Here is a 26,691-nt window from a genome sequence, read left to right as displayed (position 1 = left end):
GCTCGAGAAGACGAACGTGGTGTGCGGCGGAACGGGTGAAGCTAGGCGGTCTCGTCAAGGTGGTCGTCGTGCGCGGAGGCCGTCGCACCGAACAGGATGCGACCCTTCTCGCGCTCCACCCGGATTCCGGGGAGGTCGACCGGGCCCTGACCGCGCCACTCCGTCGCGAGGGCCGTGACGGCCATCGTGTGGCGACGCGTGAGGGAGACGCCGAAGCCCTGCTCGGCGACGATGCGGCAGATGCGCTGGCGCAGCGCGGGAGGCTGCGCGACGATGCCGCCGACGTCGAGGGAGATGCGGCCGTCATCATCGGTGTTCACGATCTCGTGCGCCCACTCGAGAGCAAGCGCATCGAGCGTCTCCGAGTCTTCGCGGAGCGTCGTCGCCGTGCGGGCGAGCGCCTCGGAGATGCCGGGGCCGAGCTCCTTCTCGAGGAGCGGCAGCACCGTGTCGCGCACGCGGACGCGGGTGTAGGCGGGGTCGCTGTTGTGCGGGTCGATCCACGGCGTGATGCCCTGGTCTTCGCACGCCTGGACCGTCACCTGGCGGTGCAGGCCGAGCAGCGGGCGCAGCAGCGTTCCCGTGACGGGCGCCATACCGTGCAGGCTCTTCGCGCCGGAGCCGCGAGCGAGGCCCAGCAGCACCGTCTCGGCCTGGTCGTCGAGCGTGTGGCCGAGCAGCACCCAGGATGCGCCGGTCTCGACGCGCACGGCCTCGATGGCCTCGTAGCGGGCCACGCGGGCAGACGCCTCAGGGCCGGCCCCCAGGTCCTCGACATTGACGCGCACGACGCTCACCGGGGCGAGGCCAAGCTCAGCCGCCTGCTCCGCAGCGTGCTCGGCGATCTTCGCCGAACCCTCCTGCAGGTCGTGGTCGATGATGATCGCGCCGGCCTCGACCTCGAGGCGCTTGGCCTCGAAGACGGCGGCAGCGGCAAGAGCGAGAGAGTCGGGTCCGCCACTCAAGGCGACGAGCACACGGTCGCCCTTTTGCACACGCCCGAGGAGCGAACCACGGACGGCTCGGCGAAGGTCGGCGACTGCTGGAGTGAGGCGAGGGCGATCTGACACAGGTACAGCCTAAACGCGCCCGCGCGAACCGTCACGCTCGGAGCCGCAACAAGCGCCGCCGAAGGTGCGGCGAGGCGCGGTGGCGGGCAGCAGGCTCAACGCTTGCGGCCGAAGAGGAAGTAAGAGATCGGACCCACGAAGTTCACGAGCGAGAACGCACCCCACGCGAGTCGCGAACCCCGCACCTCGGTCGGCTTGCGACGCACGAGACTCAAGAGCGCCGCGGCGAGGAGGGTGAACTGCACGCCGGCGACAAGAGCCGTCCCAAGCGACAACGCGTGCGGAAGCGCCTGGCCCGTCCCCTCCCGAAGCGGGATGAACGGATCGAGGTGCAGCGCTTCCTTGAGATCAGCCATGCAGACCAGCATGCCACGATCCGTCGCCGCCGCTCCAGCGGAGCGTCACAAGGCGAGGCGCAGGCAACGGCCGCCGCCGATGCCGACGGAAAGCGCGCATCCGCACCCCCAACCGAGGCGCATCCACTACCCTGAAGCCGAACGAGACCAACGGTTTCGTGCGGCGAGCAGCGCCCCACAGGGCCCCGCCGACAAGCCACAGAGAATGAGCGCCGCCAGGCGCAACGAAGGAGCGCCATGGGCAGCTACGACGTCGTCATCGAAATCCCACGCGGAAGCCACAACAAGTACGAGGTCGACCACGAGACCGGCCGCGTCTTCCTCGACCGCGTGCTCTTCACGCCGTTCGTGTACCCCGTCGACTACGGCTTCTTCGAGCACACCCTCGCCGACGACGGCGACCCCCTCGACGCGCTCGTGCTGCTCGAGTACCCGCTCTTCCCCGGCGTCGGCCTCAAGGTGCGCCCCGTCGGCGTGCTCAACATGGCAGACGAGGCGGGCGGAGACGACAAGATCCTCTGCGTGCCCGCGAAGGACCCCCGCTGGGCCAAGATCCAGGACCTCGGCGACGTCGACGACTCGACCAAGGACCAGCTCAAGCACTTCTTCGAGCACTACAAGGACCTCGAGCCCGGCAAGTGGGTCAAGGTCGAGGCCTGGGGCGACGCTGCCGCCGCCGAGGCGATCATCGAGCGCTCCATCGCGCAGTACAAGCCAGCCGAGTAGGCACCGTTCGCCGGTTCGTCCGGCGGCAGGCTGACGAGAGCCCCGCATCCCACGTGGATGCGGGGCTCTTCGTGCGCCTGGTGCACGCTGCGGCTGCGGCTGTCCAACATGAGTGCAATATCGGGGATCTGCGGCCCCTAAGGTCCGGAATCGCGCGAAGTCGCACTGATGTTGGACAGACGTCGAGCGCAAGGATCGTCCCACAGGCAACCGCCGCCGACGTCAGACGCAGAAGGGCGGCTCCCCGCCGAAGCGAGGAGCCGCCCTTCTGCGCGCGCTGGGTCAGCCAGTGCGAGCGGGGATCAGTAGTAGTAGATGCCTGCCGAGGCGAGCCACGGCTTCGGGTCCATCAGGGTGCCCCAGTACTTCAGCTCGAAGTGCAGGTGGCAGCCCGTGGAGGAACCGGTGGTTCCGGCGTAGGCGAGCACGTCACCGGCGTTCACGGTCTGGCCGACGTAGACGTTGATGCCACCGTCCATGATGTGCGAGTAGGAGACCTGGGTGCCGTTGCCGAAGTCGAGCACGACGTGGTTGCCGAACCCGCCGTTGTAGCCGGCGTAGGTGATCGTGCCGCTGTGCACTGCGTAGAGCGGGGCTCCGCAGGTGCCGCCGTTGACGCCGAGGTCGAGGCCGTTGTGCATGCGGTAGGTGCCGAAGATCGGGTGCAGGCGCATGCCGTACTCGTCGGTGACGACGCCGCTGCTGATCGGTCCGTAGTAGCCGGCCAGCACGCCGCTCGGGGTCTCCGGAGTGGTCGGTGCGACAACCTCGGGCTCGGGTTCGGGCTCCGGCTCGAGCTCGACGTCAGGCTTCTGCGGTTCCTCGGGGAGGATCTCGATGTCGGGCTTCGTCGGGTCGGGCTCGGGTGCCGTGGTCGGCGGCGCGGTCGTCGGCTCCGGGGCCTGCGTCGGTTCCGGGGCCCGCGTCGGCTCCGGGGCCGTGGTCGGCGCTGGGTCCGTGGTCGGCGCTGGCGTGACGGGGTCAGGGTTCGGGGCGGGCGACTCGGCGGGAGTGGTCGGCTGCTGGGGCGCGACCGGCGCAGTCGGGTCTGCCGTGGCCGTCGGCGGAGCAGAGGGCTGGCGAGGAGGTGCAGCCTGTGCCGGCGGGCGCAGCGACTCCGGGGCGACAGAGGTGTCCGTCGGGTCTGCTGGCGCGAGCGGGGCGGATGCCTCTGGGACGTCCGTGGAGATGTCGGGCTTGGCTGGCGCCTGGACGCCGGCTGCTTCAGCGTCGGCGACGGCCTGCTGGTACGCCTCTTCCTGGTAGGCGGCCGCGGCTTCTGCACGCTCGCGGTTCGTCTGCGCGACCTGCTCCTGGCGGAGCTTCTCACCGGCTGCGTAGTCGCTGGCGGTGACGTCGCGCTTCTCCTTGAGCGGCGCGAGCATGGCCTGGAGGTCGGCCTTCTTGTTGTCGGCGAGGTACTTCTCGTTCTGGAGGACAACCTGCTCGGCCTGCGCGGCGTCGAACTTGGTCTTCGCGTCGGCTTCGAGCTTCGCGAGCTCGTCGTGCGCGGTTGTCGCCTGGGTGCCGAGGACGTCTGCCGTGTTCTTCTCGGTGACGGCCTGGTTGTAGATGCCGTCGGTCTGCTCGGAGAGCTTGCTGATGGTGCCGAGCTGGTAGAGCAGCGTGTCGGCGTCGCCTGGGTTGAGGAAGAGGGCGAGCTTGGGGTCGCCTGCGCCGCGGGTGCTCATGGCGGCAGCCAGCTGACCGGCCTTCTCGCGTGACGTCGCGGCCTTCTCTTCGGCCGCATCCGCCTGCTCCTGCAGGATCGTGACCTCGGCGAACTTCTCGCTCGACGCGGTCTGCGCCTTGCCGTGCTCTTCGCCAGCGGCCTGCGCTTCGGAGGCTGCTGCGGTCACCTTTGCGTCGAGGTCGGCGATCTGCTGCTCGATCTCGCTGATGAGCGATTCCTGGCGGTCGACGTTGCCCTCGGCGGCGACGACGTCTTCCCACGTGGCGTAGTCATCGTCGGCGGCGAATGCGGGGCCGGCGGAGAGCGCAAGCGCGGCCAGCACGGCGGCGGATGCTGCGCCCACGAGCGGGGTACGCCAGCGGTCGCGGAGTCGCAGGGGCTTCCGGCTCCTGGTGGCGGGCATTCGCTCTCCTCGTGATGGATCTTGGGTGCGGAACGAGGCGGACGCCTCTGCGGCAACGCGAGACTGCATTTACCACTGCAGTCACTCGTTTCACACCAACAACACGAGAAACAGTAACAAGTTTGTCAACATCTGCCTAGCGCGTCACAGAGACCCGGGTGAGGAAACCTGTACCGGGTCGTCGTGTGGGCCGGAATCCCGCGCCTCGTGGGGAACATCCGGATACGTGGAAGCCTGCGCGCGCACCCGACCACGTCCGGCGCGACACGCCGAACGAGCCGCGATGCGGCACCGGATTTGCCGCGAGCCAAAAACGCCCCTATGCTCTTCTCTCGGTAGTCAAGTCAGCTACAAGCACTCGGCCCCATCGTTTAGCGGCCTAGGACGGCGCCCTTTCACGGCGTTAACACGGGTTCGAATCCCGTTGGGGTCACGGTCGTGACAACACCAGGTGCTGGGATGCTGTACATTGAACTGTCGCAATCGAATACGGATGGATCAGCCCAGGCTGAGACACCACAGTAAGGCCCTGTAGCGCAGTTGGTTAGCGCGCCGCCCTGTCACGGCGGAGGTCGCGGGTTCAAGTCCCGTCAGGGTCGCCAAGCATCTTGCCCTCTTCTCGAAGAGGGCAATTTGCAACGGCGACGAACATCAGTGCGTCGCCACGAGGCAACAGCCTCCGGCTCTGTAGCTCAGTTGGTAGAGCGCACGACTGAAAATCGTGAGGTCACGGGATCGACGCCCGTCGGAGCCACTGAAACCCCGCCTAGCTTCTACATGGCGGGGTTTCTTTGCGTCCGCGGGGGAACGAGGCGATAGACGCGCCGTGCCCGCCCCGCCGTGAAGCCGGCGCGCACGTAGCGCTCGTGCAGCGCATCCGTCGCCGCGGCCGCGACCAGGATCGAGCCGGGCGGTGCCTGCTCGATCAGGCGCCTCGCGAGCATCACCGCGGTCATGCGGGTGCCGGGAAGCTGCGCCAGCGCCGCGACCATCCACCGCTCCCCCTTGGGGGTCTCCGGCCCGGACGCCGAGAGCGTCGTCCCTCCCGGCTGCACCAGCGCGATGACAGCTCCGATGAGCAGCGCCGCGTAGGCGAGCATCCCGAGCAGCAGCACGAGCATGGTGTCGAACAGCAGAATGCCGGCCACCCAGAGCGCAAACGCCGCAGCCGTGACGAGCCCGACCACGAGGCCATCGCGGATGGGTCGGCGCCGCGCGAACAGCACCGTTCCCGTGCGCGACTCATCGAGGTAGAGCCCGCCACGAAGCGTCATCGGCACGATCGAGAACGCGTAGATCGGCACCGACAGCACGGCCAGGGGCGTATTCGGGGTGGATGCTCGTGCCGAGATCCACGCGGCGCGCGGCAGATCGCGCAGGGTCGACGGACGGGGAGCCTCTTCGGGGGAATGTGGGGGCATCCCGGCCAGGCTATCGGGGCGTCTTGCGCGGTGCCTCCGGCTGGGACTCGGCGCAGACCTTTGGGAAATGCAGGCTCGTCCCGGAACGAGGCTGCGCCTCCCACACCTCTGCGGAGGAGGAAGGTGTGGCGCGAGCGGATGCGGGCGGCCCCGCCGATGCCGAGGTCTACGCCGTGACGTTGACCTTGATCTCGTGGTGCCCGGTGGCACCGTCTGGGACGACGTTGGCACGCGCATCCGTCTGCACCTCGCCATCGCTGGAGGTCGCGCGAACGCGCACGGAGTGCTCGCCGGCTGGGGCGTCCCAGTCGAGCTTCCACTGCAGCCACGTGTCGTCGGAGATGGGCGCGGCGAGCTCAGTCGGCATCCACTCGCCGTCGTCGATCTGCACTTCGACGGCCTCGATGCCCGTGTGCTGCTGCCACGCGAACCCGGCGATCGTCGTCGGACCCGCGTTCAGGCTTCCGGCGCTTGGCACATCGATGCGCGAGCCGATCTTGATCGGCCCCTCGGCGCTCCACCCGCGGTCGGTCCAGTATGCGTTGACCCGGTCGAAGCGGGTGACCTCGAGGTCGACGACCCACTTCGTCGCCGACACGTACCCGTAGAGGCCTGGCACGACCATCCGCACCGGGAAGCCGTGCTCGGCGGGCAGGGGTTGGCCGTTCATGCCGACCGCGAGGATCGCGTTGCGGTCGTCGGTGAGCGCGCCGATGGGGGTGCTGGCGGTCCACCCGTCGGCGGACTTCGAGAGCACCATGTCGGCGTCCGCCTGCGGGCCCGCGCGCTTGAGCAGCTCACGGAGCGGGTAGCCGAGCCAGAGGGCGTTGCCGATGAGACCGCCGCCGACCTCGTTGGACACGCACATGAGGGTCGTGATGCTCTCCTCGAGCGGCAGGGCGAGCAGCTCGTCCCAGGTGATGGTCACCTCGTTGTCGACGAGGCCGTGGATGCGCAGCGACCAGCCCTCGGGGTTCACGAGCGGCACGCTGAGGGCCGTGTCGATGCGGTAGAAGTCGGCGTTCGGGGTGACGACGGGCGGGAGGCCCGGGATGTCGAACTGCGCGCCCGCAGGGACGGCGGCGGCCTTCACCGCGGCCGCGGGCAGGGCGATCGCCTCGCGGACGGCCGTGACGGCGCGAGTTCCGGCCGAGAGCGCGGCACCTGAGGCGGCCGCGATCGCGCCGACGATGAGGGATGCCCCCGAGTAGATGAGGAAGCGACGGCGGTCGACGCCGGCGGGCGGCGCGGCCGACTCCACGTCGGCGCCGGCTGGCCCTTCGGCCTCCGAACCGTTTCCGGTCGCGCGTCCTGTCGCGCCTGCGGCTGAGCCCCGCCCGACGGCGACGGCCGACTCCCTCGAGCGCTGGCGGGCCCGCTGCTCAGCATCGGCGAGCGTCTTCGAGAGGAACTGCAACGTCAGCACAGCCACCACCATGGCGAGCAGCGGCGGCACGGTATCGAGGGGCGAGAAGGGGGTACGGGTGGCTACAGCGACAGCACCGATCGCGGCGATGAGCCCGATGAGCACGCGCCCCCACGGCGGACGAGCCCGCTCGAGTACGCCGGCAACCGCGGCGACGACGAGCAGCACGACCGCGACGAGCGCGATGAGGGCGATCTTGTCGGCGGTCCCGAAGAGCGCGATCGCCGTGTCCTTCGCCCAGGGCGGTGCGAGGTCGATGAGGAGGGCCCCCACCGCGACGATCGGGCTCGCCGTGGTCTGCAGGAACGCGGCCGCAAGCTCACCGAGGCCGACTCCGAGCGCCGCCGCACCGATGCCGGCGAGGCCGGCGGGGGCTGCACCGCGGAGGCGTCCGCGACGTGATTGAGCCACTGCGAGGCTGGGTTCGGAGGACATGGCGGACACGGTACGCGCGCCAGACCCGGCCGGGCTGAGTGCCGGTGGATTGCGTGAATCCGCTGTGAATGCCGCCCGCCTCGTGACCCGGATGCTGGCGGCGGCGAGGCGCCGCGGGTGCGGTCGCGGATGCGGCCTGACAGACTAGAGGCTTTGTGCCGCCTCTCCTGGCGCACAAGCATCCGGCGCCGCCCCCGACCCCGGCGCCCGAGAAGGGCCGGTTTGTCAGCGCTCAACGTCCTCGTCAATCTCCTCCGAGGCGCGCTCATCGGCGTGACGGAGATCATCCCGGGCGTCAGCGGCGGCACCATCGCCTTGCTGATCGGTGTCTACGAGACCCTCATCGACTCAGCTGGCCATCTCGTGCGCGGCGTCGTGCGAGCCGCCGTCGACACAATCCGCGGCCAGGGCCTGCAGCGCGCACGCGAGCACTTCGCGCAGGTCAGGTGGGGCGTCGTCCTGCCCATCGGCATCGGGATGCTCGTGGCGATCGTCGCCGCCGCCCGCATCGTCGCGCCCCTCATCGAGGCGCACCCCATCCCATCCCGCGCGCTCTTCGCGGGGCTCATCGCCGTGTCGCTCATCGTTCCGGCCCGGATGCTCGGGGCGCGCTGGCAGCTGCGCGACTACGCGATCGCGGTCCCCGCCGCCATTCTGAGCTTCGTGCTGACGGGACTCCCGTCTGCGAACGACGCTGACCCATCCCCCGTCGCCATCCTCGTCTCGGCCGCCGTCGCGGTCTGCGCGCTGGTGCTGCCCGGGGTCTCCGGATCCTTCGTCCTCGTCACGACTGGCATGTACGAGCCGACGCTGCGCGCCCTCAACTCGCTCGACCTCGGATACATCGCGCTCTTCGCGGTCGGCGCCGTCACGGGCCTCGCGCTCTTCGTGCAGGTGCTGCTGTGGCTCCTCACCAAGCACCGCCGCGTCACCCTCGCCCTCATGACGGGGCTCATGGCCGGGTCGCTCCGCGCCCTGTGGCCGTGGCAGACAGAGGACCGCGAACTGCTCTGGGCCTCGGGGGACGTCGTCGGCCCCGCGCTGTGGTTCCTGCTCGGCGCCGCGATCGTGGCTGCACTCCTCATCTCCGAAGGGCTGCTCGTCCGGCGAGCGCTGCGCAAGGCACCAGGCGCACACCCGACGCTCTGACCCTGACGCGCTTCGGTCCCGAAATCCCACAGGCCCGCCCAGTGTCGGTGGTGCTCGCTAGCATGAGTGACGCATCCACTCGACAGCAGGGAAGTGCCTGATGAGCCTCGTTCCATCGGATCCATACGCATCGCAGCCCGAAGACGACACCTTCGGCTCGTCCGACGCCAACCACGGGCCGTCCTCGCCGGCCGCCGGCTGGTACCCAGACCCGACGGGCAGGCAGCGCTACTGGGACGGCGCCCAATGGGGGCACTACGCGCCCACGCAGGCACCAGCCCCCAACGCGCCCGTGCTCTACCAGCAGACGGTTGTCGTCAGCGGCGGCAAGGAAGTCGGCATCACGTACGTGCTCGCGATCTTCCTCGGCGGACTCGGCATCCACAACTTCTACCTCGGCCGCACGGGCATCGCCATCACGCAGCTCGTGCTCTACCTCGTGGGATTCGCGACGTCCTGGCTCGGCATCGGCCTGCTCCTCATCTTCGGCGTCGCGATCTGGGTCATCGTCGAGCTCTTCCTCATCCCGCAGTTCGTCCGAGAAGCCAACGCGCGCCTCGCCGGGGCCGGCGCGTACACGGCGCATCAGGGCTACGGGCCCGCTGGCGGCGGCGGTCAGTACCCAGGCCAGTACTAGCGGGCGGGTGAGCGGCTCCCCGTCACGTCTACGCGAACATGACCTCGATGGGGCCGCGTGCGAAGTAGATGAGGAAGCCGACGGCGACGATCCACAGCAGCGGCGACACCTTGCGCGCCTTGCCGGTCAGGGTCTGCACGAGCACCCACGAGATGAAGCCCGCGCCGATGCCGTTCGCGATCGAGTAGGTGAGCGGCATAATCACGATCGTCAGGAAGACCGGGAGGGCGACCGAGAAGTCGTCCCACTTCAGCTCGCGGACCTGCGACACCATCAGCACACCGACGACGACCAGCGCCGCGGCCGCCACCTCGAGCGGGACGATCTGCGTCAGCGGCGTGAAGAACATCGCCAGCAGGAACATGACACCGGTCACGACGCTCGCGAGTCCCGTGCGGGCACCTTCACCGACACCCGCGGCGGAGTCCACGAAGATCGTGTTCGACGAGCTCGAGGTCGCTCCTCCCGCGACCGCCCCGATGCCCTCGACGACCAGCGACGACTTGAGGCGAGGGAAGTTGCCCTGCTTGTCCTGCAGACCCGCTTCGCGCGTGAGACCGGTCAGGGAGCCGACCGCGTCGAAGAAGTTCGTGAACACGAGCGTGAAGACCAGCATGACGCCGGCCAGGATGCCGATGCGCTCGAACGCACCGAAGTCGAATGCGCCGATCAGGCCGAGGTCCGGCACCGAGACGATCTGCGTCGGCAGCATGGGCACGTTGAGCGACCATCCGCCCTCGTTCTCGAACGCAGGGCCGAGCTTCATGATGGCCTCGACGATCACCGCGACGACCGTCGTGCCGACGATGCCGATGAGCAGCGCGCCCTTCACACGACGGGCCATGAGCACGCCCATCACGATGAGGCCGATCACGAAGATGAGCGTCGGAACCGTCGTCACCGAACCGCCCACACCGAGCTGCACGGGCGGCGACGCGTTCCCCGATGACGTGACGAAGCCCGCGTCCACGAGCCCGATGAACGCCAGGAACAGGCCGATGCCCACCGTGATCGCGGTCTTCAGCTGCGGCGGCACCGCGTGGAAGATCATCTCGCGCAGGCGGGTCGCCGACAGCACGACGATGACCAGGCCGTTGATGACCACGAGCCCCATCGCTTCAGCCCAGGTGACCTGCTGCACGACGTTGACGGCGAGGAAGGAGTTGATGCCGAGGCCTGCGGCGAGGCCGAACGGCAGGTTCGCGATGACGCCGAACAGGATCGTCATGACGCCGGCCGTGAGCCCCGTGACCGCTGCGACCTGCGACGCCTGCAGCCAGCCGCCCTCGACGTCGAGCGTCGCCTGGTCCTGCGAGAATCCGCCGAGGATCAGGGGGTTCAGGATGACGATGTACGCCATCGTCATGAACGTGACGAGGCCACCGCGGATCTCGCGCGGCACGTTCGAGCCGCGGTGCGTGATCTCGAAGAACGTGTCGAGGCGCTCCTTGAACGTCGACCCGCTGCCACGTCTCGTCGGCGCGACCTGCGTCGCACGCGTTGGCGTCGCAACGTGTCCGCCGTCGCCACCCTCCGCCTGCTCATAGTCGACTGCGGACTCGTGGCTGTCGCTCATGCGGCTCCCCTGATCGTGCTGCTCGCGGTACAGGGACAAGCGTAGCCAGCGCGCGGAGTGCCCGTTGCCGCTCGACCGCTCTGCGCCGCCCTGTTCCGCGCGACAGTCAGGGTGACGCACGGCATCGACACTCAGGGTGACGTGAGCTGGATCGCCGCCGCCACCGAGTTGGATCTCACTCCTACGTCACCTTGGCTGACGCGCGACGGCGGTCACCGTATCCCCTAATCTCGTAGAGGTCACGCGCCGATCCCCCGCGCAGGCCGATCCCCGCCGAACGACCTGGAAGCGAGACCGCCGTGGCATTGCCCTGGAAACTGCACGGAGACGGCAAGAACGTCCCCGCAAGCGAGATCGTGCTGCCCGAGGAGCGCCTCACCTGGCCGCGCACCATCGGGCTCGGCGCTCAGCACGTCGTCGCGATGTTCGGCGCGACGTTCCTCGTGCCCCTGCTGACTGGCTTCCCGCCGTCCACCACGCTGCTGTTCTCGGGCATCGGCACCATGCTGTTCCTCCTCATCACCCGAAACCGCATACCCAGCTACCTCGGCTCGTCGTTCGCGTTCATCGCTCCGATCCTCGCGGCCGTCGCCTCCGACGGGCAGGGCGTCGCACTTGCCGGCATCATCGTCGTCGGCGCGCTGCTCGCGGTGGTCGGGCTCATCGTCAACCTCGCGGGTACCCGCTGGATCAACCTCCTCATGCCGCCCGTCGTCGCGGGCACGATCGTCGCGCTCATCGGCTTCAACCTCGCCCCTGCGGCGAAGAACAACTTCGAGGCGTCGCCCCTCGTCGCGTCGGTGACGCTGCTGACGGTCATCGTCGTCGCGGTCGCCTTCAAGGGCATGGTCGGGCGTCTGTCGATCCTCATCGGCGTGGTCGTCGGCTACATCGTGGCCGCGTTCATGGATCAGGTCGACCTCGCGGGATTCGACGATGCCGCCTGGATCGGCCTCCCCACGTTCACGGCTCCGGTCTTCGCCGCCGAGCACCTGCTCGTCTACCTGATGTTCGTGCCGGTTGTGCTCGCGCTCATCGCCGAGAACGTCGGCCATGTGAAGGGCGTCGGCCAGCTGACGAACCGCAACCTCGACCCGATGGCGGGCCGGGCCCTGCTGGCCGACGGCCTCGCGACGGTGCTCTCCGGCTTCGGCGGCGGCTCCCCCACCACCACGTACGGCGAGAACATCGGCGTCATGTCGGCGACGCGCGTCTACTCGACGGCCGCCTACTGGGTCGCCGCGATCGCCGCGATCCTCCTCGCGCTCTCCCCCAAGGTGGGAGTGCTCATCGCGAGCGTCCCGGCGGGCGTGCTCGGCGGCATCACGACGGCCCTCTATGGACTCATCGGCATCATCGGCGTGCGCATCTGGCTCGAGAACAAGGTCGACTTCTCGTCACCCACCAATCAGTTCACGGCGGGCGTCGGCCTCATCGTCGCGATCGGCGACTTCACGATCAACAGCGGCCAGGTGACGTTCGGCGGCATCGTCCTCGGCACCGTGGCGACGCTCGTCGTGTACCACCTCATGAGCGGCATCGCGAAGCTCCGCGGATCCGACGTCGATGAGGCCGGCGACGACCTCGTCGCCGGGGCCGACGGGGCAGCGGATGCGGAGCGGGCCGCGCGCTAACCCGCACGAGCCAGCTGCGCCGTTGCGTGCATCCGACGCCGCGCGCTCGGGGCGTGCGCGGCGACGCGCTGTGACACGGGGCACCTGCGCGGCGAAGTCGAAGCATCCGGGACTGGTGCGGGGCGCATCCGCCTGTCACTATCCACCCATGAGCACCATCGACCCGGTCCAAGCACGGCGAGCGCGAGCGGAGCGCCGCATCGGGAGCCCGCGCACGCTCGCGGCGCTCTGGACGGCAGGCGCCGCGCTCTTCGTCCTCGGTGCCCTGCTCGGATTCGGGCTGATCGCCGAGCGGAACTCCGGTCGCCAGATGGCCTTGGGGATCCGCGACTTCGATGCTGAGCCGTGGATCAACGACGCCTGGTACGCGCTCCCCGCCGCGTTCGTGCTGCTGCTCGGCGCACTCCCCCTCTACTTCCTCGTCTATGCGAACCTCATCGGCGATCCGCGTCCGCTGCCGCCCGTGGACCCGTTCACGATCGCGCTGGCGGGCACGACGGTCGGGCTTCTCGCCTTCAGCGGTCTCTGGTCGCAGCCGCAGCACGTCGGCTTCACGCGCGACGAGCACTTCGCCACCGTCGACACCTGGTCGTCGAGCGCCTGGGCCTCCTACTGGCTCCCCCTGTGGCTGCCGGCACTCGCTGCAGCCCTCACCGTCGTCGCCTTCGTGACGTGCACGCTGCTCCGACGCCGATCCTCGCGGCGAGGAGATGCGGTCCGGCGGATGCTCACGGCGGGCCGCCCCGTGCCTGGCACGATCACCGAGGGGGTCGCGATCTCCCCGGGCACACGCACGATCGCGTCGTGGCACTTCACGTACACGGACGCCCAGGGCGTGCAGCGCTGGGTGAAGCGCACCAACGCCTTCGAGTGGCAGAACGCCCCGAAGCCGGGGCAGCGCGTGTGGGTGCTCTTCGACCCCGCACGTCCGGGTGACACCTCGCGGATCTTCGTCTCGAGGGTCTCTCCGGACCGAGCGGAGGACTACGCATGAGCACCGTCGACCCGGCGATCGCGCAACGCCACGCGGCCAAGGCCGACCGCGTAGGAAGCGGGCGAGCCCTCGCCGTGCTCCTGGTGATGGACTTCGGCCTGGCGGCGGGTGGATTTCTCGGAGTCGTGGGGTTGAGCTCGCTGTTCTCCATCGCCGAACTCGAGGCGACCAGCACCTTCCCGCTCGTCGCGCTGCTGCCGCTCCTCATCCCGATCGGCATCTTCGCGTCTGTCGGCCTCCTGATCGCGCAGGCCGCCACTCGGCGCGCCTACACGGGCGAGACGGACTTCACGCGCGCCCTGGCAGACGGGCAGCCGATCTGGTTCGCGGGCGCCGCAGCTGGCGCGTGGGCGTCGCTCGCCGCGCTGGCCATAGAAACGAGTTTCATCACCGGCCCGCTGATCTCGAACGGCGACGGGACCCCGGTCGAGGAGCAGACCCCGTGGGTCGTCACGGTGCTGCCATTGGTGCTGCCGTCGCTGCTCACGCTTGGACTCGCGTTGTCGGTGTGGAGGCGCCTTGCTCGCGCCAGGCGACACCGACGCACGAGGTCGACGTTCGAAGCTGTCTTCGCGACCGGCACCCGCACCTCGGGCGTCGTCACGCAGGGCGTCGAGCGTCCGCCCGCGAGCGCGCGCGTCGTCAGCCGCTGGACGATCCAGTTCACCGACCACCACGGGCAGACCCGCTGGACCACCCCCTCGGGACTGTTCCACGAGGACTCACTGCCCGGGATCGGCGACCAGGTCACCGTCATCTACGATCCCGCGAGCCCCGGAGACGAGCGCCGCATCTTCGTCGCCCGCGAGCATCCAGACCGGATCGAGTCGTACCGGGCCCACGAGCCGCCGTTCCCGTTCGGCGCGTGAGGTGCGGGCTGCGCGGTGTTCTCGCTGGCGCGCACCGCCCGCGTCGGCCAGCGTCAGCCCGCGTCAGCCAGTGCGTGCATCCACCGGCGAATGCATCTTCCCGGCGTGACGAAGATGCGTCCGCCGCATGTTTGCGGGCGGATGGCGCGCGTGGGGCGGTTCCTAGGAAGGCGGCGTCAGACCAGCGCCGCCTCGAGCGCATCGAGCCAATCGCCCCAGTAGGCCTTCCAGAGCTCGATCTCGTCGAGCACCTGCAGCTTCTCGTGCATGATGGCGAGCTTGGTACGGCCATCCGCGGTGGCGTCGAACGTGAACAGCAGTCCGCCGATCGGCTCGCCGCCGCGCGCGATGAGCACCTTGTAGGTCTTCGACGCGACCTTCGACCGGAACTCCGTCTCGAAGCCGAGCAGTGCATCCCGGTCCTCGTCGTCGGCGATGAGCGCACGAAGCACCTCGCGGTCGACGGGAAGCGTGCGCGAGCGGTTGGCCGTGAACGTGCCGTCTGGCATCTGCCCGGCGAGGCGCCGGCCTGTCATCCGCTCGAAGCTGACCGCAATGCCCTGGCTCCACCAGCCATTCTGTTCCGAGTTGGCCATGACCCACTCGACGATCCGCGGATGCGCGGCGTCGCGCCCCACGCCGGCGTCGATCGCGTCGATCCAGTCGTCCCAGCCCTGCCCGGTCTGCGCGCGGATCGCCGCGTCGGAGTGCATCGGCTGCGCGACCCAGTCGTGCCGGGCGTGCGCACGGACAGCCTCCGCGGCGGGTGCGGTCTCGGCGCCAGACGACGCGGGAACGGATGCGGTGATTCCGGGCTTCGCGCTCGGCTCGGCGGGCGCATCCGCCCCGCCACCAAGCAGCACCGAACGTCGCGCAAGCGTCTCGTCGCGCCGTTCGCGCATCTGTGCACCGACGGCCCCTGAAATTTCAGCAAGTGATCCCACGTCGCATCCCCTCGTTGTGGCCACCCTACTCAGCACTCCTCGGCGCCTCTCAGCACTCCCGAGCGGCGAGGTCGGGCGTGAGGTGACGTGCGCATCCCGCATCCCGCAACCCGCAGCCCCATCGCTGCCAGCCAAATGGCCCGTTCCCCCTCCGCACGGCCCATCGCTGCCAGTCAAGTGGCCCCGATGCCGGTTCCCAAGGGGCCACTTCTCTGGCAGCGATCCGCACGCCGCCGTCGAGCGACAGACCTACGACGAATGCAGGCTCCCGAGCGCAGGAGCATGCTTCCGGCGCAGGTCTGCGCGCCGACAGAGTCAGGCAGCGCGCCGACAGAGTCGGGCAGCGCGCCGACGGAGTCGGGCAGCGCGCACCGACAGCACAGGGTGGCGGGGGTCGCCCATCCCGCATCCGTGTGCCCGACCTTCCAGTCCGGGTCACCGTCCCAAACCAATTTGGCAGCGCTACTGGTAGCGCTGCCATTTTTGGGCTAGTGTCACGAAGCAAGCCGGCGAACAGCCCCTGATCTCCCTCAGACGGCCAACCCCACACTCTCTGTCGCCAGCAGCATCCGCCAGATTTCAAAGGAGAAATCATGCACTCTCGTCGACCCACATCGCGCTTCAGGATGGGTTCAGCACTCGTCGCCGCGGCCTCGGCCGTGGTCCTCCTCGCCGGATGCACGAGCGCACCGGCCGAAGGCGGCGGCGGTTCCGCAGGTGGCGAGGACGGCAAGTTCGTCATCGGCTTCCAGCAGCCCCTCGGCGGCCAGGCCTGGCGCGAGATGGGCCTCGCCTCGCTGCAGGCCCTCGCCAACTCACCCGAGTACGTCGACAAGGTCGAGCTCAAGATCGTCCGCACCGACGACAACGACGCCGCCCAGCAGAACGCCGCGATGCAGAACCTCATCGCGGACGGCGTCGACCTCATCCTCTTCGACCCCGCCTCCTCGAGCGGCGCAGACCCCGCGATCGCGCAGGCCACCGCCCAGGGCATTCCCGTCATCGCCAACGGCGGCCCGTACGAGAGCGAGGACGTCTACACGGTCTCCACCGACTGGGCGAGCGCCGGCACCATCGGCGCCGAATGGCTGCTCGAGAACCTCACCGACAACAAGGACGTCGCGGTGCTCGAAGGTCTCGCCGGCGTTCCCCTCAACGAGGGCTCCATGCCGGGCGTCATCGACGCGCTCGAAGCCGGCGGCGCATCCGTCGTCGCCCAGGACACCAACGGCTGGAACGAGGCCACCGCGCAGGAGTCGATGGCGAACATCCTGCGCTCCAACCCCGACATCGGCGGCGTCTACTCGTTCCTGACCGGCGGCCAGGGAGTCGCGGAGGCCTATAAGGCCGCTGGCATCCCCTTCGTCCCGACGGTCGGAGGCTCCGGATACAACGGTGAGGCGTGCGCGCTCGTCGAGTACGGGCCAGAGGGCTACTCGGGCAACATGATCTTCGGCCAGCCGTCGATCTACGCCAAGGGCCTCGAGCAGGCCGTGAAGCTCCTCGAAGGCGAGGACATCGAGCGCGAGCAGTTCTTCCCGCCGCTCGAGATCACGACCGACAACGCCGCCGACTACTGCCTCGAAGATCGCCCCGCGAACTTCCAGCTCGGCTACGACTTCCCCGGCCTCGACCTGAAGCTCGAGGACGTCATGGAGTACTACTCCGGCTCCTAGCCGGCTCCGGCGGCCCTGCTCGACGGGGCCGCCGACAGGTCTCAATCGCATCGATCAGCGAGGACACATCGAGTCATGAATGCAAGTGAAGTGGGCGCAGCGGCACCGGACGCGCTCCAGCCCGCCGCCGCGCCAGGGCCGCCAGCGACCGGGCAGGCGCAGAGCGGCGAGGCGCTCCTCGTCGCGACCGACCTGGTCAAGAGCTACGGCCCGGTCAAGGCAGTGCAGGGGGTGAGCTTCGTCTGCCACCCCGGCGAGGTGCTGGCGCTCGTCGGAGAGAACGGTGCGGGCAAGAGCACCGTCGCGAAGATGCTGGCGGGTGCCGTCACGCCGACCTCCGGCACGATCACGGTCGAGGATGCGCCGCTCGCGTCCGGCAGCGTGCGCCTGTCACGTCGCTCGGGCGTGCGCTGCGCGTTCCAGGAGCTCGCGCTCGTGCCCGAGTGGACCGTCGCCGAGAACCTGAGCCTCCCGGATGGGGCGCCGCTCCGCGGCTTCTCGCAGAAGAAGGCGATCTCGGCCGCGAGCGCGCTGCTCGAGTCGCTCGAGCTCCCGCAGATCGACCCGCGAGCGCTCGTCTCAGACCTGTCGCTCGCCAACCGGCAGCTCGTGGAGATCGCCCGCGCCTTCGCGGGCGAACCGAAGCTGCTCATCCTCGACGAGGCGTCATCGGCGCTCACGCCCCCTGGCGTCGAGTGGCTGTTCGCACGCATCCGCGAGCTCACGGCGCGCGGCGGCAGCGTCATCTACGTCTCGCACCGCCTCGGTGAGATCGCCGAGATCGCCGACCGCGGCATCGTGCTGCGCGACGGCGGCCTCGCCGGCGAGTTCTCGCGCGGCTCCTGGACCGACGACGAGCTCATCTCCCTCATGGCGGGCCGCAAGGCCGAGCGGTTCTTCCCAGACCCGCCAGCGCGCACCGACGACGGCGACGTCCTCGAAGTCGAGGGGCTCCGCGCCGAGGGCGTGCACGGCATCTCTCTCACGATCGGCGCGGGCGAGATCGTCGGCATCGGCGGGCTCGCGGGGCACGGCCAGGCCGAGCTGCTGCGCGCCCTGTTCGGCGCATCCGCCGCCACCGCCGACTCGTGGACGATCGACGGCGACCCCGTCACCCGCCTCACCCCCGTGCGCGGCGTGCGGCGCGGCCTCGGCTACGTGCCGGAGGACCGCAAGAAGGAAGGGCTCGCGCTCGAGCTCGGCGTGGGAGAGAACCTCCTCGCCCCCTGGTTCAAAGCCTGGCAGCTCGGCGGGAAGCCGCGCCTCGGTCGCGAGCGCGGCTGGCTCGACGGCGTGCTCGCCGCCCTGTCCGTGCGCACGCGCGGCCCGCTCGAGGCCGCCGGCTCGCTGTCCGGCGGCAACCAGCAGAAGCTCGTGTTCGGCAGGTGGATGAACCGCTCCCGGTCGGTCATCCTGCTCCACGACCCCACACGCGGCATCGACGTGCGCGCCAAGCAGGAGCTGTACGGCGCGATCGTCGACCTCGCGAAGCAGGGCGTCGGCGTGCTCTGGTTCTCCACCGAGGTCGAGGAGCTCGTTCACGTCTGCCACCGCGTGCTCGTGCTCTACAACGGCCAGGTGACCGACGAGCTCGCCGGCGAGCGGCTGACGGCGGATGCGATCGTCGGCGCCGCTGTCGGCGCGACGGGCAGCATCCAGACCGTCTCGGCCGCCGAGCTGGAAGAGGCGGCACGACACACCACCACGAGGAGCAGCAGATGACCGCCACCGTCACCCCGCCCCCGGCATCCCCCGTCACCCGGGCCGTCGCGAAGCGGCAGGGACTCGTCAGGCTGCGACGCGAGGGCGCGTTCGCGCCAGCCGCCGCGTTCGTCGTGTTCCTGATCGTCTACATCATCATCAACCCGGAGCTGCTGACGAGGTTCCAGCTGCAGACGGCGGCGAACCTCGTGGTGCCGCTCGCGTTCGTCGCCCTCGGTCAGCTGCTCATCGTGCTCGTCGGCGGCATCGACATCTCCATCGGCGCCATCATGAGCCTCTCGAACGTGGTCTTCGCGGCGCAGACCGAGCTGGTCCCCGTCCCCATCGCAGTCCTGATGGGACTCGCGACCGGCCTCGCCTGCGGTCTCTTCAACGGCTTCCTCGTCTCCTACGGCGGCCTCCCCGCGATCGCCGTCACCCTGGCGAGCGCCTTCATCTTCGGCTCGCTGGCCCGCGAGGTCATGGACCGGCCAGGAGGCGACATCACCACCGAGTTCCACCTCGCCACCAGCGGTGAGGCGATCCCGTTCGTCCCGGTCGCGCTCGTCTGGCTCACCCTCATCGCCGTGCTGATCTGGTTCATCCTGCAGCGCACCGCCCTGGGCAGGCACATCTACGGCGTCGGCTCGAATATGGACAGCATCCGCGCGGCAGGCCTCAACGCCCGCCTCACGAAGCTCGCCGCGTTCGGCATCGCCGGGGTCCTCACCGCCACCGGCGCCATCATGCTCGCCGGCTCCACCATGACCGGCGACCCGCGCAGCGGCGACCCCTACCTGCTGTCCTCCATCGCCGCCGTCGCCCTCGCCGGCGCCAGCTTCACGGGCGGACGCGGCAGCATCATCGGCACGATCCTCGCCGGCATCACCCTCGGCCTCATCGGCAACCTGCTCTTCTTCGCAGGCATCAACTCGTACTGGCAGTACGTCATCTCGGCGCTCATCATCGTCTCCGTCGTGGGCATCCCCGTCGTGTGGCGCAAGGTGTCGTTCGCTCGGAAGGGAGCACGGTCATGACCACAACAGTTCCGGCCGCAGTCGGCGGCACCGGGGCATCCGGCGCCGGAGATTCGGGGACGGGCCCGGGAACGACTGGCGGCGCCGACCACGAGGTCGAGTACTCACCGTCCAAGTCGCTGCTCGCCCGGGTCCCCCGCAGCGTGTGGCCGCTGGTCGCGTTCCTCGTGCTGTTCCTCATCGGCGGCATCATCCGACCGAACCTCATCACCATCGAATCGCTCATCGGCACCGCGACCTTCGCGATCATCCTCTCGATCGCGTCCTTCGGGCAGACCTTCGCCGTCATCCAGGCGGGCATCGACCTGTCGGTACCCAACACGATCGCGTTCTCGGCACTGTCGTTCCTGGCAATGGTCGGACCCCTCGGGCCCTTCGGCGCGTTCATCGGGGCGCTGCTCGCCGGAGCCGTCATCGGCCTCCTCAACGGGCTCGTCATCGCGAAGCTCGGGCTCACCCCCATCGTCACGACCATCGCCATGAACGGCCTCCTGTTCGGCGTGATCCTGCTGCAGTTCAACTTCTCCGAGCTCACGCAGATCCCCGACTTCATCACCGCCATCACGTCAGCGCAGATCAGCGTCCTCGGCCTCTCCATGGCCGCCGTCCTCCCCCTCGGGCTCGTCCTCATGGTCGTGCTGCAGCTTGTCCTCAGCTACACCGGATGGGGGCGCTCGCTGTTCCTCGTCGGCGCGGCCCCCGAGACGGCCAGGCTCGCCGGCCTGCCCGTCGACCGCATCCGCATCACCGGCTACGTCATCTCCGGCATGCTCGCCGCCTTCGCCGGCATGGTCATCGTCGGCTACTTCCAGCAGGCCTCCGCGACCATGGGCGACAGCTACCTGCTCTCCTCCGTCGCCGCGGTCGTTGTGGGTGGCGCATCCATCTTCGGCGGACGAGGCTCGGTCGTCGGCACCGTCGGCGGCGCGCTGGTCCTCGGCCAGGTCGCGACGCTCGTCACCGTCTTGAACCTCGGCTCCAACGTGCAGCAGCTCATCTACGGCGCCATCATCCTCGTCGTCATCTCGCTGTACGGGCGCAAGCGCGGGTAACGACGCTGCCCTCCGCCCAGAGTTGTGGCGCGGTGCTGTTCCCCGACTCGGGAACAGCACCGCGCCACAACTCTGCGCGCTGGATGCAGGTGGATGCGCCCGGTACACACGTTGACGCGCGCGACTCGATTCCCGCTTCCGGGGCGAGGCAAGAGCCAGGCCGCCCCGAGTCGCGTATGGTCGGACACTGCCGAGGCGCCGCCGTCGCGCCCCGCCAGCTCCCAACCAGACGCGCAACCGCAATGACCTCACCATCTCCGCAGTCCCAGCCACCGGCCGGTTCCCGCGCCCCGAGCGGCGCATCCCGGGCCCGCTGGATGGACCTCATCCGCGGAGGTGCGATCCTCCTCGTCGTCCTCCTGCACGCCACAGCGATCCCCTGGATGTTCGGCGGCATCAGCTCGGGCCGCGTCGTCAACGACATCAACTCGTTCTTCGCGCCGTACCGGATGAGCCTCCTCTTCCTCCTCTCCGGCGTGCTCCTCACCCGGTCGCTCGCGAAACCGCCAGGCACGTACTACTGGAACAAGGTGCGCACCCTCATCTGGCCGTACCTCGTGTGGATGGTCATCGGCATGCTCACCGAGGGCTACACGGACCTGCGGGACCCGTTCTTCTGGATCCCGAACAACTGGCTGTGGTTCATCTTCTTCCTCGCCGTTTACTACGCGGTCGCGCCGCTGCTCGCGCGCATCCCCGGCACCTGGTTCGCTCTGGTGCCCGCCGTGCTGTGGATCGCCAGCTGGCCGCTGCCCGACGGCGACCTCTCCAACCTCTGCTACTACGGCGGCTTCTTCTTCGCCGGCCACCTGTGCGTGCGCCTCGGCTCGCGGCTCTCCCGCTTCGAGACGCGCACCCTGATGTGGGTGTGCCTCGCCGTCGCATCCGGCTTCGGGGCGTTCATCATCGCCGGCAACCGCGGCTACACGAACGCCATGACCGCGGGCTTCGACGCGCACCGCCTCGAGCTCCTCCCGGTCGTGATCGCCGGCATCGCCGGCACGGTCATGGCCGTGCGCCGACTCACGGGCTCCCACGAGGGGCACAGCCACGACCGCGCCAGGTGGCTGCAGTACATCGGCCGCAACTCGGTCGTGTTCTACCTCGTGCACTTCCCAACGCAGGTGTGGATCACGAACACCCTCAGCGACCTCGGCGTCACCAACCCCAACATCTCCCTGCCCGCCTGCTTCTTCGGTGCCCTCGCCGTCGCCTATCTCGCGTGCTGGCTGCGCCGATTCCGAGTGGTGGATGCGCTGTTCGTGCTCCCCAGGTTCGCGCGCCGCAGCCCGCAGCTCGCGCCGCCAGTCCGCCCCGCGTAGCCGCGCATCCACCCGCCAGACGACCACCAGGAGGACCCCGTGTCCAGCTCCGTCTCCCTCATCCGCGCGAACACGCTCAGCGACGCCGCCGAATACGCCTACGCCTCCACCGTCGACGCAGGCGCGCGCCTCGTCTTCCCGGCAGGCGCCTGCCCCCTCAACGACGACGGCACGACGGCCGCCGTCGGCGACTACGCGGGTCAGGCCGCGAAGTGCGTCGAGAACCTGCGCATCGCCCTCCGCGAGGCCGGCGCGCGCCTCGAGGACGTCGCCAGCACGCGCGTGCTCGTCGCATCCAGCTCGCAGGCCGACCTCGTCACCGCGTGGGAGGTCGTGCGCGACGCGTTCGGCGACCACGACGTGCCGAGCACCCTCCTCGGCGTCACCGTGCTCGGCTACGACGACCAGCTCGTCGAGATCGAGGCGGTCGCAGCGGTGGCGCCCGCCACGCCTCGCCCGTAGCTCGAGCCTGCGCCGGCGGAGCTCGCGCTGGGGTCGTTCCCATCTGGGATGCGCAAGATGAGCAGCGGATGCGACACGTGCATCCGCCAGACACGGCCCGGCCGGACACAACCCGACCGCCGCGCCGCCTGCATTTCGATCAAAGGAGATCGCCGTGTTCAAGAGCCCATACCCAGACGAGCAGATCCCGAACGTCTCGGTCTTCGACTTCCTGTTCGCCGAGCTGAGCGAAGCGGACGCGGCCCGCACCGTCATCGTCGACGGCACAAGCGGCGCCGAGACGACCTTCGGGGCCCTCAGACAGCAGATCGAGCTCATCGCCGGGGCCCTCGCCGGCGGCGGGCTCGGGGTTGGCGACGTGGTCGCCCTGCACTGCCCGAACGTGCCCGCGTTCGCGTCGGTCTTCCACGGCATCCTCCGCTCCGGTGCCACAGCGACGACCATCAACGCCCTCTACAACGCTGAGGAGATCGAGACGCAGCTCCGCGACTCCGGCGCGAAGCTGCTGTTCACCGTGAGCCCGCTGCTCGCGCAGGCCCACGCCGGCGCCATCGCTGCGGGCCTCGAGCAGGACGCCATCATCGTCCTCGACGGCGCCGAGGGCTACCACGACCTCCGCGAGCTCCTCAGTGCCGGCCTCCCCGCGCCCGACGTGAGCTTCGACCCGGCAACCCACGTCGCCGTCCTCCCCTACTCCTCCGGCACCACCGGCAACCCCAAAGGCGTCAAGCTCAGCCACACGAACCTCGTCGCGAACGTCGTCCAGACCTACCCGGTGCTCGACGTCGAAGCGGACGATGTCGTGCTGGCGCTCCTCCCCTTCTTCCACATCTACGGCATGACCGTGCTCCTCAACATCGCCATCAAGAAGCGCGCCCGCCTCGTCACGATGCCGAAGTTCGACCTCGGCGAGTTCCTGCGCATCATCGAGACGCATCGATGCACCTACCTGTTCATCGCGCCGCCGATCGCCGTCGCGCTCGCGAAGCATCCGCTCATCGACGACTTCGACCTGTCGAGCGTTCGCACGGTCTTCTCCGGCGCCGCCCCCATCGACTCGGCGCTCATGACGGCCGTCGCCGACCGCCTCGGCACCCGCACCAGGCAGGGGTACGGGATGAGCGAGGCAAGCCCCGTCACGCACGTCCTCCCCCTCGAGCGGAACGGCATGCCGCTCGGCTCGGTCGGCGTGCCCATCGCCAACACCGAGGTGAAGCTGGTCTCGACCGAGACCGGTGACGAGATCGACGCCGTCGAGGGCGGGCGGAGCGAACCTGGCGAGGTCTGGGTGCGCGGCCCCCAGATCATGCTCGGCTACCTCGGCCGCGACGATGCGACGCACGAGGCCGTCGACAGCGACGGCTTCCTGCACACCGGCGACATCGCGACGGTCGGCCCGCTCGGGGAGTTCACGATCGTCGACCGGCTCAAGGAGCTCATCAAGTACAAGGGCTACCAGGTCGCGCCCGCCGAGCTCGAAGCGCTGCTGCTCACGCATCCCGATATCACCGACTCGGCCGTGGTGGGGGCGCTGGATGCGGACGGGCAGGAGATCCCGAAGGCGTTCGTCGTGCGCCGCGAGGGTGCCTCGCTCGACGAGGCCGGCGTCGAGACGTTTGTCGCCGAGCACGTCGCGCCGCACAAGAAGGTGCGGGCCGTCGCGTTCATCGACGTCATCCCGAAGTCGACGTCAGGCAAGATCCTGCGGAAGGACCTCCGCGGCCGCTGAGGCTCGGGCGGGCCTCGCCGTCGCCGCCCAGGGCGGTGTTGTGGTCGTCAACATCGACGTGAGGCGACCACAACTCCGCCCTGGAGCTCGGCCTACGCGCTCTCGCGGGCGACGACCTCGAAGCCGAGGTCGACGGTCTCGCCCTCGGGCGCATCCGCACCGCCACGGCTCATGCGAGCGAGCAGCAACTCGCCCGCCTTCGTGCCGATCTCGCGGTTGGGCACCGCCACGGTCGTGAGGGTGGGCGTGAGGTGCGACGACAGCTCGAAGTCGCCGAAGCCCGTCACAGCCAGCTCCCCGGGCACGGACACGCCGCGGCGAGCGCACTCGAGCACAGCGCCCGCCGCGAAGACATCGCTCGCGAACATGAGCACATCGGTCTCGGGATGCTCGCGCAGCGTCGCGTCGAGCAGGTCGCGTCCAGTCTCGAGGTCGACCGCCGCAACTCCGGAGTCGACGACCCGCACGGGCTCGCCCGGGAACAGCTCGGCGACGGACACCTCGAAGCTCGCTCGCCTCGCCGCCGCACGGAAGTCGCCGGACTGGAACGAGCCCGCGAACGTGGGATGCGCGTATCCCTTGTCCCGCACGTACTCGACGAGCGCGCGGACGGCATCTTCGTTGGAGAAGCCGATGAGGCTGTCGACGGGGTTCTCGCTCGAGTCCCACGCCTCGACGACGGGGATTCCGGAGGCTCGCAGCAGCGTCGACGCCGCCTCCGTGTGCTGCGCGCCGACGATGAACATGCCATCCGGTCGACGCCCGAGGAACGCCCGGACGAGCTCCTCCTCGTGCTCCGGGCTGTACCCGGTCGTGCCGATGAAAAGCTGGTACCCGAACGGCGAGAGCATCGCCTCGAGGCCGTGCAGCGCATCCGCGAACACCGATGCGGAGATCGACGGGACGATCGCCGCGACCGTCATCGACCGGTTCGACGCGAGGTTCGACGCGGCCAGGTTCGGCACGTAGCCAAGCGCCCCGATCGCCGACTGCACTCGCTCGAGGGTGTCGGCCGACACGAGCTCTGGCGTCCGCAGCACACGCGAGACGGTCTGCGGAGAGACCCCCGCAGACGCCGCGACGTCGGTGAGCGTCACCTTCTGCGTCGACCGCCTGGTCACAGCAGCCTTCTGGCCGCCAGGTTGCGCATGAGCGCTGCGATCCCGAATGTCCACGGCGCACACTCCTCGCTGGTCTGTACCTGGCCCACCAGACTACCGAGGGCAGGTGACGAGATGCGCACGACGTCCCCAGCGTGGTGCGTGAAGCCGTGGTCGGGCTGGTCGCGGTCGACGATGGGCGCGAACATCGTGCCGAGCATGAGCACCGCCCCGTCCGGGTACTGGTGGTGCGGGCCGAGCAGCTGCGCGGCGAGGTCGGCGGGGTCGCGGGAGATCTGCGCGAGGTCGGAGGAGCCGTGCAGGGTGAAGCCGTCGAGCCCCAGGATGTCGAGCTCGACCGTCATGCCGCGCACCGAGTCGAGGTCGAAGCCCGTGTCGAAGAGGCGGATGAACGGGCCCAGCCCGCACGACGCGTTGTTGTCCTTCGCCTTCGGCAGCAGCAGCGCCGAACGGCCCTCGACGTCGCGCAGGTTCACGTCGTTCGCCAGCGTCGCGCCGACGATCGTGCCGGTGGATGCGATGAGCAGCGCCACCTCCGGTTCCGGGTTGTTCCACTCCGACGAGGAGTGCACGCCGACCTGCTCGGCGGTGCCCATCGCCGAGAGGGTCGGGCCCTTCGTGAAGATCTCCGCGTCCGGGCCGATGCCGACCTCGAGGTACTGGCTCCAGAGCCCCTCCCCCACGAGGTACGCCTTGAGCGCCGTCGCTTCCTCGGACCCAGGCTTGAGGCTCGCGAGGTCGGTGCCGATCTCCGCGAGAATCTGCTCGCGCATCCGCGCCGCCGCCTCGATGTCGCCGCGCACCCGCTCCTCGATGACGCGCTCGATCATCGAGACCGCGAAGGTCACACCCGCCGCCTTCAGCACGTGCAGGTCGACCGGGGCGAGCAGCCACGGCTTCGACTCGTCGCGGGTGGTGGGCTCTGTGTTCGCGAAGATCTCGTCGAGTGAGCCGAGGTTCGGCGCATGCGCCGCGACCTCCCGCACCGCAGCCGCGGGCTCGGCCGACTCGGTGATGTCGCTGACCGTCGCGAAGGTTCCGCTCAGGTCGAGAACGCCGTCAGCAGTGATGAGCACCGGTGATGGGCCGCCGACCGCCGGGTCCCAGACCCGGCCGATGAGCGTGCCCGTCGTTCCGTCGGCGGGGAGCGCCTGGGCGGCGCTGCCCGACCATCCGGCTGCCGGCTGCTGGCCTGAGGCCATCTGCTGCGATGTCATGTGAGCTCCTGGATTCTGGTCGTGATGGTCGGTCGTGGCGA

22 protein-coding genes and 3 tRNA genes are annotated in these 26,691 nt (G+C 69.4%); 16 read left to right on the top strand and 9 right to left on the bottom strand.

What is annotated here, in order from left to right; genetic code table 11:
• Nucleotides 1–41: 41 nt before the first annotated feature.
• Both tilS and C5B97_RS02215 read right to left on the bottom strand, forming a co-directional pair.
• Nucleotides 42–1,070, bottom strand: coding sequence for a tRNA lysidine(34) synthetase TilS (gene tilS / locus C5B97_RS02220; RefSeq protein WP_104310489.1), 1,029 nt, complete (start codon nucleotides 1,068–1,070; stop codon nucleotides 42–44).
• Nucleotides 1,071–1,165: 95 nt separating this feature from the next.
• Nucleotides 1,166–1,426 (bottom strand): PLDc N-terminal domain-containing protein, encoded by a 261-nt coding sequence (locus C5B97_RS02215; protein WP_104310610.1) that lies wholly within the window; start codon nucleotides 1,424–1,426, stop codon nucleotides 1,166–1,168.
• A 237-nt stretch (nucleotides 1,427–1,663) separates the two neighbouring features.
• Here C5B97_RS02215 and ppa point away from each other — a divergent pair, with 237 nt between their 5' ends.
• The gene (gene ppa / locus C5B97_RS02210) at nucleotides 1,664–2,152 is read left to right on the top strand and encodes an inorganic diphosphatase (RefSeq protein ID WP_068479635.1); all 489 of its coding nucleotides are present in this window, start codon (nucleotides 1,664–1,666) and stop codon (nucleotides 2,150–2,152) included.
• 302 nt (nucleotides 2,153–2,454) lie between these two features.
• Here the strand turns inward: ppa and C5B97_RS02205 are convergent, their stop codons facing one another.
• Nucleotides 2,455–4,248 (bottom strand): peptidoglycan DD-metalloendopeptidase family protein, encoded by a 1,794-nt coding sequence (locus C5B97_RS02205; RefSeq protein ID WP_104310488.1) that lies wholly within the window; start codon nucleotides 4,246–4,248, stop codon nucleotides 2,455–2,457.
• 360 nt (nucleotides 4,249–4,608) lie between these two features.
• Here C5B97_RS02205 and C5B97_RS02200 point away from each other — a divergent pair.
• The 3 genes from C5B97_RS02200 to C5B97_RS02190 all read left to right on the top strand — a co-directional run bounded on the left by C5B97_RS02200 (nucleotide 4,609) and on the right by C5B97_RS02190 (nucleotide 5,002).
• Nucleotides 4,609–4,681 (top strand) — tRNA-Glu (locus C5B97_RS02200).
• A 92-nt stretch (nucleotides 4,682–4,773) separates the two neighbouring features.
• Nucleotides 4,774–4,850 (top strand) — tRNA-Asp (locus C5B97_RS02195).
• Nucleotides 4,851–4,929: 79 nt separating this feature from the next.
• A tRNA-Phe gene (locus C5B97_RS02190) sits at nucleotides 4,930–5,002 on the top strand.
• 19 nt (nucleotides 5,003–5,021) lie between these two features.
• Here C5B97_RS02190 and C5B97_RS02185 read toward each other — a convergent pair.
• Nucleotides 5,022–5,669, bottom strand: a complete 648-nt coding sequence (locus C5B97_RS02185) for a hypothetical protein (RefSeq protein ID WP_146080694.1) — start codon at nucleotides 5,667–5,669, stop codon at nucleotides 5,022–5,024.
• A gap of 166 nt (nucleotides 5,670–5,835) precedes the next feature.
• Entirely contained in the window at nucleotides 5,836–7,530 is a 1,695-nt protein-coding gene (locus C5B97_RS02180) for a molybdopterin-dependent oxidoreductase (RefSeq protein ID WP_104310486.1), read from the bottom strand.
• 222 nt (nucleotides 7,531–7,752) lie between these two features.
• Between C5B97_RS02180 and C5B97_RS02175 the strand changes: the two genes are divergently transcribed.
• Complete coding sequence (locus C5B97_RS02175; protein ID WP_219819742.1) at nucleotides 7,753–8,679, top strand: DUF368 domain-containing protein; 927 nt, start codon at nucleotides 7,753–7,755, stop codon at nucleotides 8,677–8,679.
• 100 nt (nucleotides 8,680–8,779) lie between these two features.
• Nucleotides 8,780–9,316, top strand: coding sequence for an NINE protein (locus C5B97_RS18135; protein ID WP_104310484.1), 537 nt, complete (start codon nucleotides 8,780–8,782; stop codon nucleotides 9,314–9,316).
• A gap of 28 nt (nucleotides 9,317–9,344) precedes the next feature.
• Here C5B97_RS18135 and C5B97_RS02165 read toward each other — a convergent pair whose 3' ends face one another.
• The gene (locus tag C5B97_RS02165; RefSeq protein WP_104310483.1) at nucleotides 9,345–10,892 is read right to left on the bottom strand and encodes an NCS2 family permease; all 1,548 of its coding nucleotides are present in this window, start codon (nucleotides 10,890–10,892) and stop codon (nucleotides 9,345–9,347) included.
• A gap of 299 nt (nucleotides 10,893–11,191) precedes the next feature.
• Here C5B97_RS02165 and C5B97_RS02160 point away from each other — a divergent pair, with 299 nt between their 5' ends.
• The 3 genes from C5B97_RS02160 to C5B97_RS02150 all read left to right on the top strand — a co-directional run bounded on the left by C5B97_RS02160 (nucleotide 11,192) and on the right by C5B97_RS02150 (nucleotide 14,389).
• Complete coding sequence (locus tag C5B97_RS02160) at nucleotides 11,192–12,526, top strand: uracil-xanthine permease family protein (RefSeq protein ID WP_104310482.1); 1,335 nt, start codon at nucleotides 11,192–11,194, stop codon at nucleotides 12,524–12,526.
• A 148-nt stretch (nucleotides 12,527–12,674) separates the two neighbouring features.
• Nucleotides 12,675–13,520 carry a DUF3592 domain-containing protein gene (locus C5B97_RS02155; protein WP_104310481.1) on the top strand — a complete coding sequence of 282 codons (846 nt, stop codon included), beginning with the start codon at nucleotides 12,675–12,677 and terminating at the stop codon, nucleotides 13,518–13,520.
• Nucleotides 13,517–14,389 (top strand): DUF3592 domain-containing protein, encoded by an 873-nt coding sequence (locus C5B97_RS02150; RefSeq protein WP_104310480.1) that lies wholly within the window; start codon nucleotides 13,517–13,519, stop codon nucleotides 14,387–14,389. Before C5B97_RS02155 ends, C5B97_RS02150 begins: the two co-directional genes overlap by 4 nt.
• A 176-nt stretch (nucleotides 14,390–14,565) precedes the next feature.
• Here the strand turns inward: C5B97_RS02150 and C5B97_RS02145 are convergent, their stop codons facing one another.
• The gene (locus C5B97_RS02145; RefSeq protein WP_104310479.1) at nucleotides 14,566–15,291 is read right to left on the bottom strand and encodes a hypothetical protein; all 726 of its coding nucleotides are present in this window, start codon (nucleotides 15,289–15,291) and stop codon (nucleotides 14,566–14,568) included.
• 635 nt (nucleotides 15,292–15,926) lie between these two features.
• Between C5B97_RS02145 and C5B97_RS02140 the strand changes: the two genes are divergently transcribed.
• From C5B97_RS02140 to C5B97_RS02110, 7 genes are all read left to right on the top strand, one after another.
• The gene (locus C5B97_RS02140) at nucleotides 15,927–17,009 is read left to right on the top strand and encodes a substrate-binding domain-containing protein (protein WP_104310478.1); all 1,083 of its coding nucleotides are present in this window, start codon (nucleotides 15,927–15,929) and stop codon (nucleotides 17,007–17,009) included.
• 75 nt (nucleotides 17,010–17,084) lie between these two features.
• Complete coding sequence (locus C5B97_RS02135; protein ID WP_104310477.1) at nucleotides 17,085–18,731, top strand: sugar ABC transporter ATP-binding protein; 1,647 nt, start codon at nucleotides 17,085–17,087, stop codon at nucleotides 18,729–18,731.
• Nucleotides 18,728–19,747 carry an ABC transporter permease gene (locus C5B97_RS02130; protein ID WP_104310476.1) on the top strand — a complete coding sequence of 340 codons (1,020 nt, stop codon included), beginning with the start codon at nucleotides 18,728–18,730 and terminating at the stop codon, nucleotides 19,745–19,747. The genes C5B97_RS02135 and C5B97_RS02130 overlap by 4 nt, the downstream gene beginning before the upstream one ends.
• Entirely contained in the window at nucleotides 19,744–20,799 is a 1,056-nt protein-coding gene (locus C5B97_RS02125; RefSeq protein ID WP_104310475.1) for an ABC transporter permease, read from the top strand. Before C5B97_RS02130 ends, C5B97_RS02125 begins: the two co-directional genes overlap by 4 nt.
• 242 nt (nucleotides 20,800–21,041) lie before the next feature.
• Nucleotides 21,042–22,121 (top strand): acyltransferase, encoded by a 1,080-nt coding sequence (locus C5B97_RS02120; protein WP_181026857.1) that lies wholly within the window; start codon nucleotides 21,042–21,044, stop codon nucleotides 22,119–22,121.
• A gap of 39 nt (nucleotides 22,122–22,160) precedes the next feature.
• Complete coding sequence (locus tag C5B97_RS02115; RefSeq protein ID WP_104310473.1) at nucleotides 22,161–22,583, top strand: RidA family protein; 423 nt, start codon at nucleotides 22,161–22,163, stop codon at nucleotides 22,581–22,583.
• A gap of 154 nt (nucleotides 22,584–22,737) precedes the next feature.
• Entirely contained in the window at nucleotides 22,738–24,312 is a 1,575-nt protein-coding gene (locus C5B97_RS02110; RefSeq protein WP_104310472.1) for an AMP-binding protein, read from the top strand.
• A 92-nt stretch (nucleotides 24,313–24,404) separates the two neighbouring features.
• Here the strand turns inward: C5B97_RS02110 and C5B97_RS02105 are convergent, their stop codons facing one another.
• Both C5B97_RS02105 and C5B97_RS02100 read right to left on the bottom strand, forming a co-directional pair.
• The gene (locus C5B97_RS02105) at nucleotides 24,405–25,433 is read right to left on the bottom strand and encodes a LacI family DNA-binding transcriptional regulator (RefSeq protein WP_104310471.1); all 1,029 of its coding nucleotides are present in this window, start codon (nucleotides 25,431–25,433) and stop codon (nucleotides 24,405–24,407) included.
• A complete protein-coding gene (locus C5B97_RS02100; protein ID WP_249312591.1) occupies nucleotides 25,430–26,650 on the bottom strand; it encodes a fumarylacetoacetate hydrolase family protein in 1,221 nt (406 codons plus the stop codon). Before C5B97_RS02100 ends, C5B97_RS02105 begins: the two co-directional genes overlap by 4 nt.
• Between the last annotated feature and the right edge of the window lie 41 nt (nucleotides 26,651–26,691).

Origin of the sequence: Pseudoclavibacter sp. RFBB5, assembly GCF_002931555.1 — a bacterium.
In the GTDB taxonomy this organism is placed as follows: Bacteria; Actinomycetota; Actinomycetes; order Actinomycetales; family Microbacteriaceae; genus Pseudoclavibacter.
The sequence above is the reverse complement of the archived record's forward strand: the minus strand, read 5'-3'. Positions and strand labels throughout refer to the sequence as shown.

Bases quoted from the DNA above. Each gene is read 5' to 3' on its own strand.
- C5B97_RS02215 (WP_104310610.1), bottom strand. From the start codon at position 1,426: ATGGCTGATCTCAAGGAAGCGCTGCACCTCGATCCGTTCATCCCGCTT.
- ppa (WP_068479635.1), top strand. From the start codon at position 1,664: ATGGGCAGCTACGACGTCGTCATCGAAATCCCACGCGGAAGCCACAAC.
- C5B97_RS02205 (WP_104310488.1), bottom strand. From the start codon at position 4,248: ATGCCCGCCACCAGGAGCCGGAAGCCCCTGCGACTCCGCGACCGCTGG.
- C5B97_RS02185 (WP_146080694.1), bottom strand. From the start codon at position 5,669: ATGCCCCCACATTCCCCCGAAGAGGCTCCCCGTCCGTCGACCCTGCGC.
- C5B97_RS02180 (WP_104310486.1), bottom strand. From the start codon at position 7,530: ATGTCCTCCGAACCCAGCCTCGCAGTGGCTCAATCACGTCGCGGACGC.
- C5B97_RS18135 (WP_104310484.1), top strand. From the start codon at position 8,780: ATGAGCCTCGTTCCATCGGATCCATACGCATCGCAGCCCGAAGACGAC.
- C5B97_RS02165 (WP_104310483.1), bottom strand. From the start codon at position 10,892: ATGAGCGACAGCCACGAGTCCGCAGTCGACTATGAGCAGGCGGAGGGT.
- C5B97_RS02155 (WP_104310481.1), top strand. From the start codon at position 12,675: ATGAGCACCATCGACCCGGTCCAAGCACGGCGAGCGCGAGCGGAGCGC.
- C5B97_RS02150 (WP_104310480.1), top strand. From the start codon at position 13,517: ATGAGCACCGTCGACCCGGCGATCGCGCAACGCCACGCGGCCAAGGCC.
- C5B97_RS02145 (WP_104310479.1), bottom strand. From the start codon at position 15,291: ATGCGCGAACGGCGCGACGAGACGCTTGCGCGACGTTCGGTGCTGCTT.
- C5B97_RS02140 (WP_104310478.1), top strand. From the start codon at position 15,927: ATGCACTCTCGTCGACCCACATCGCGCTTCAGGATGGGTTCAGCACTC.
- C5B97_RS02135 (WP_104310477.1), top strand. From the start codon at position 17,085: ATGAATGCAAGTGAAGTGGGCGCAGCGGCACCGGACGCGCTCCAGCCC.
- C5B97_RS02130 (WP_104310476.1), top strand. From the start codon at position 18,728: ATGACCGCCACCGTCACCCCGCCCCCGGCATCCCCCGTCACCCGGGCC.
- C5B97_RS02125 (WP_104310475.1), top strand. From the start codon at position 19,744: ATGACCACAACAGTTCCGGCCGCAGTCGGCGGCACCGGGGCATCCGGC.
- C5B97_RS02120 (WP_181026857.1), top strand. From the start codon at position 21,042: ATGACCTCACCATCTCCGCAGTCCCAGCCACCGGCCGGTTCCCGCGCC.
- C5B97_RS02100 (WP_249312591.1), bottom strand. From the start codon at position 26,650: ATGACATCGCAGCAGATGGCCTCAGGCCAGCAGCCGGCAGCCGGATGG.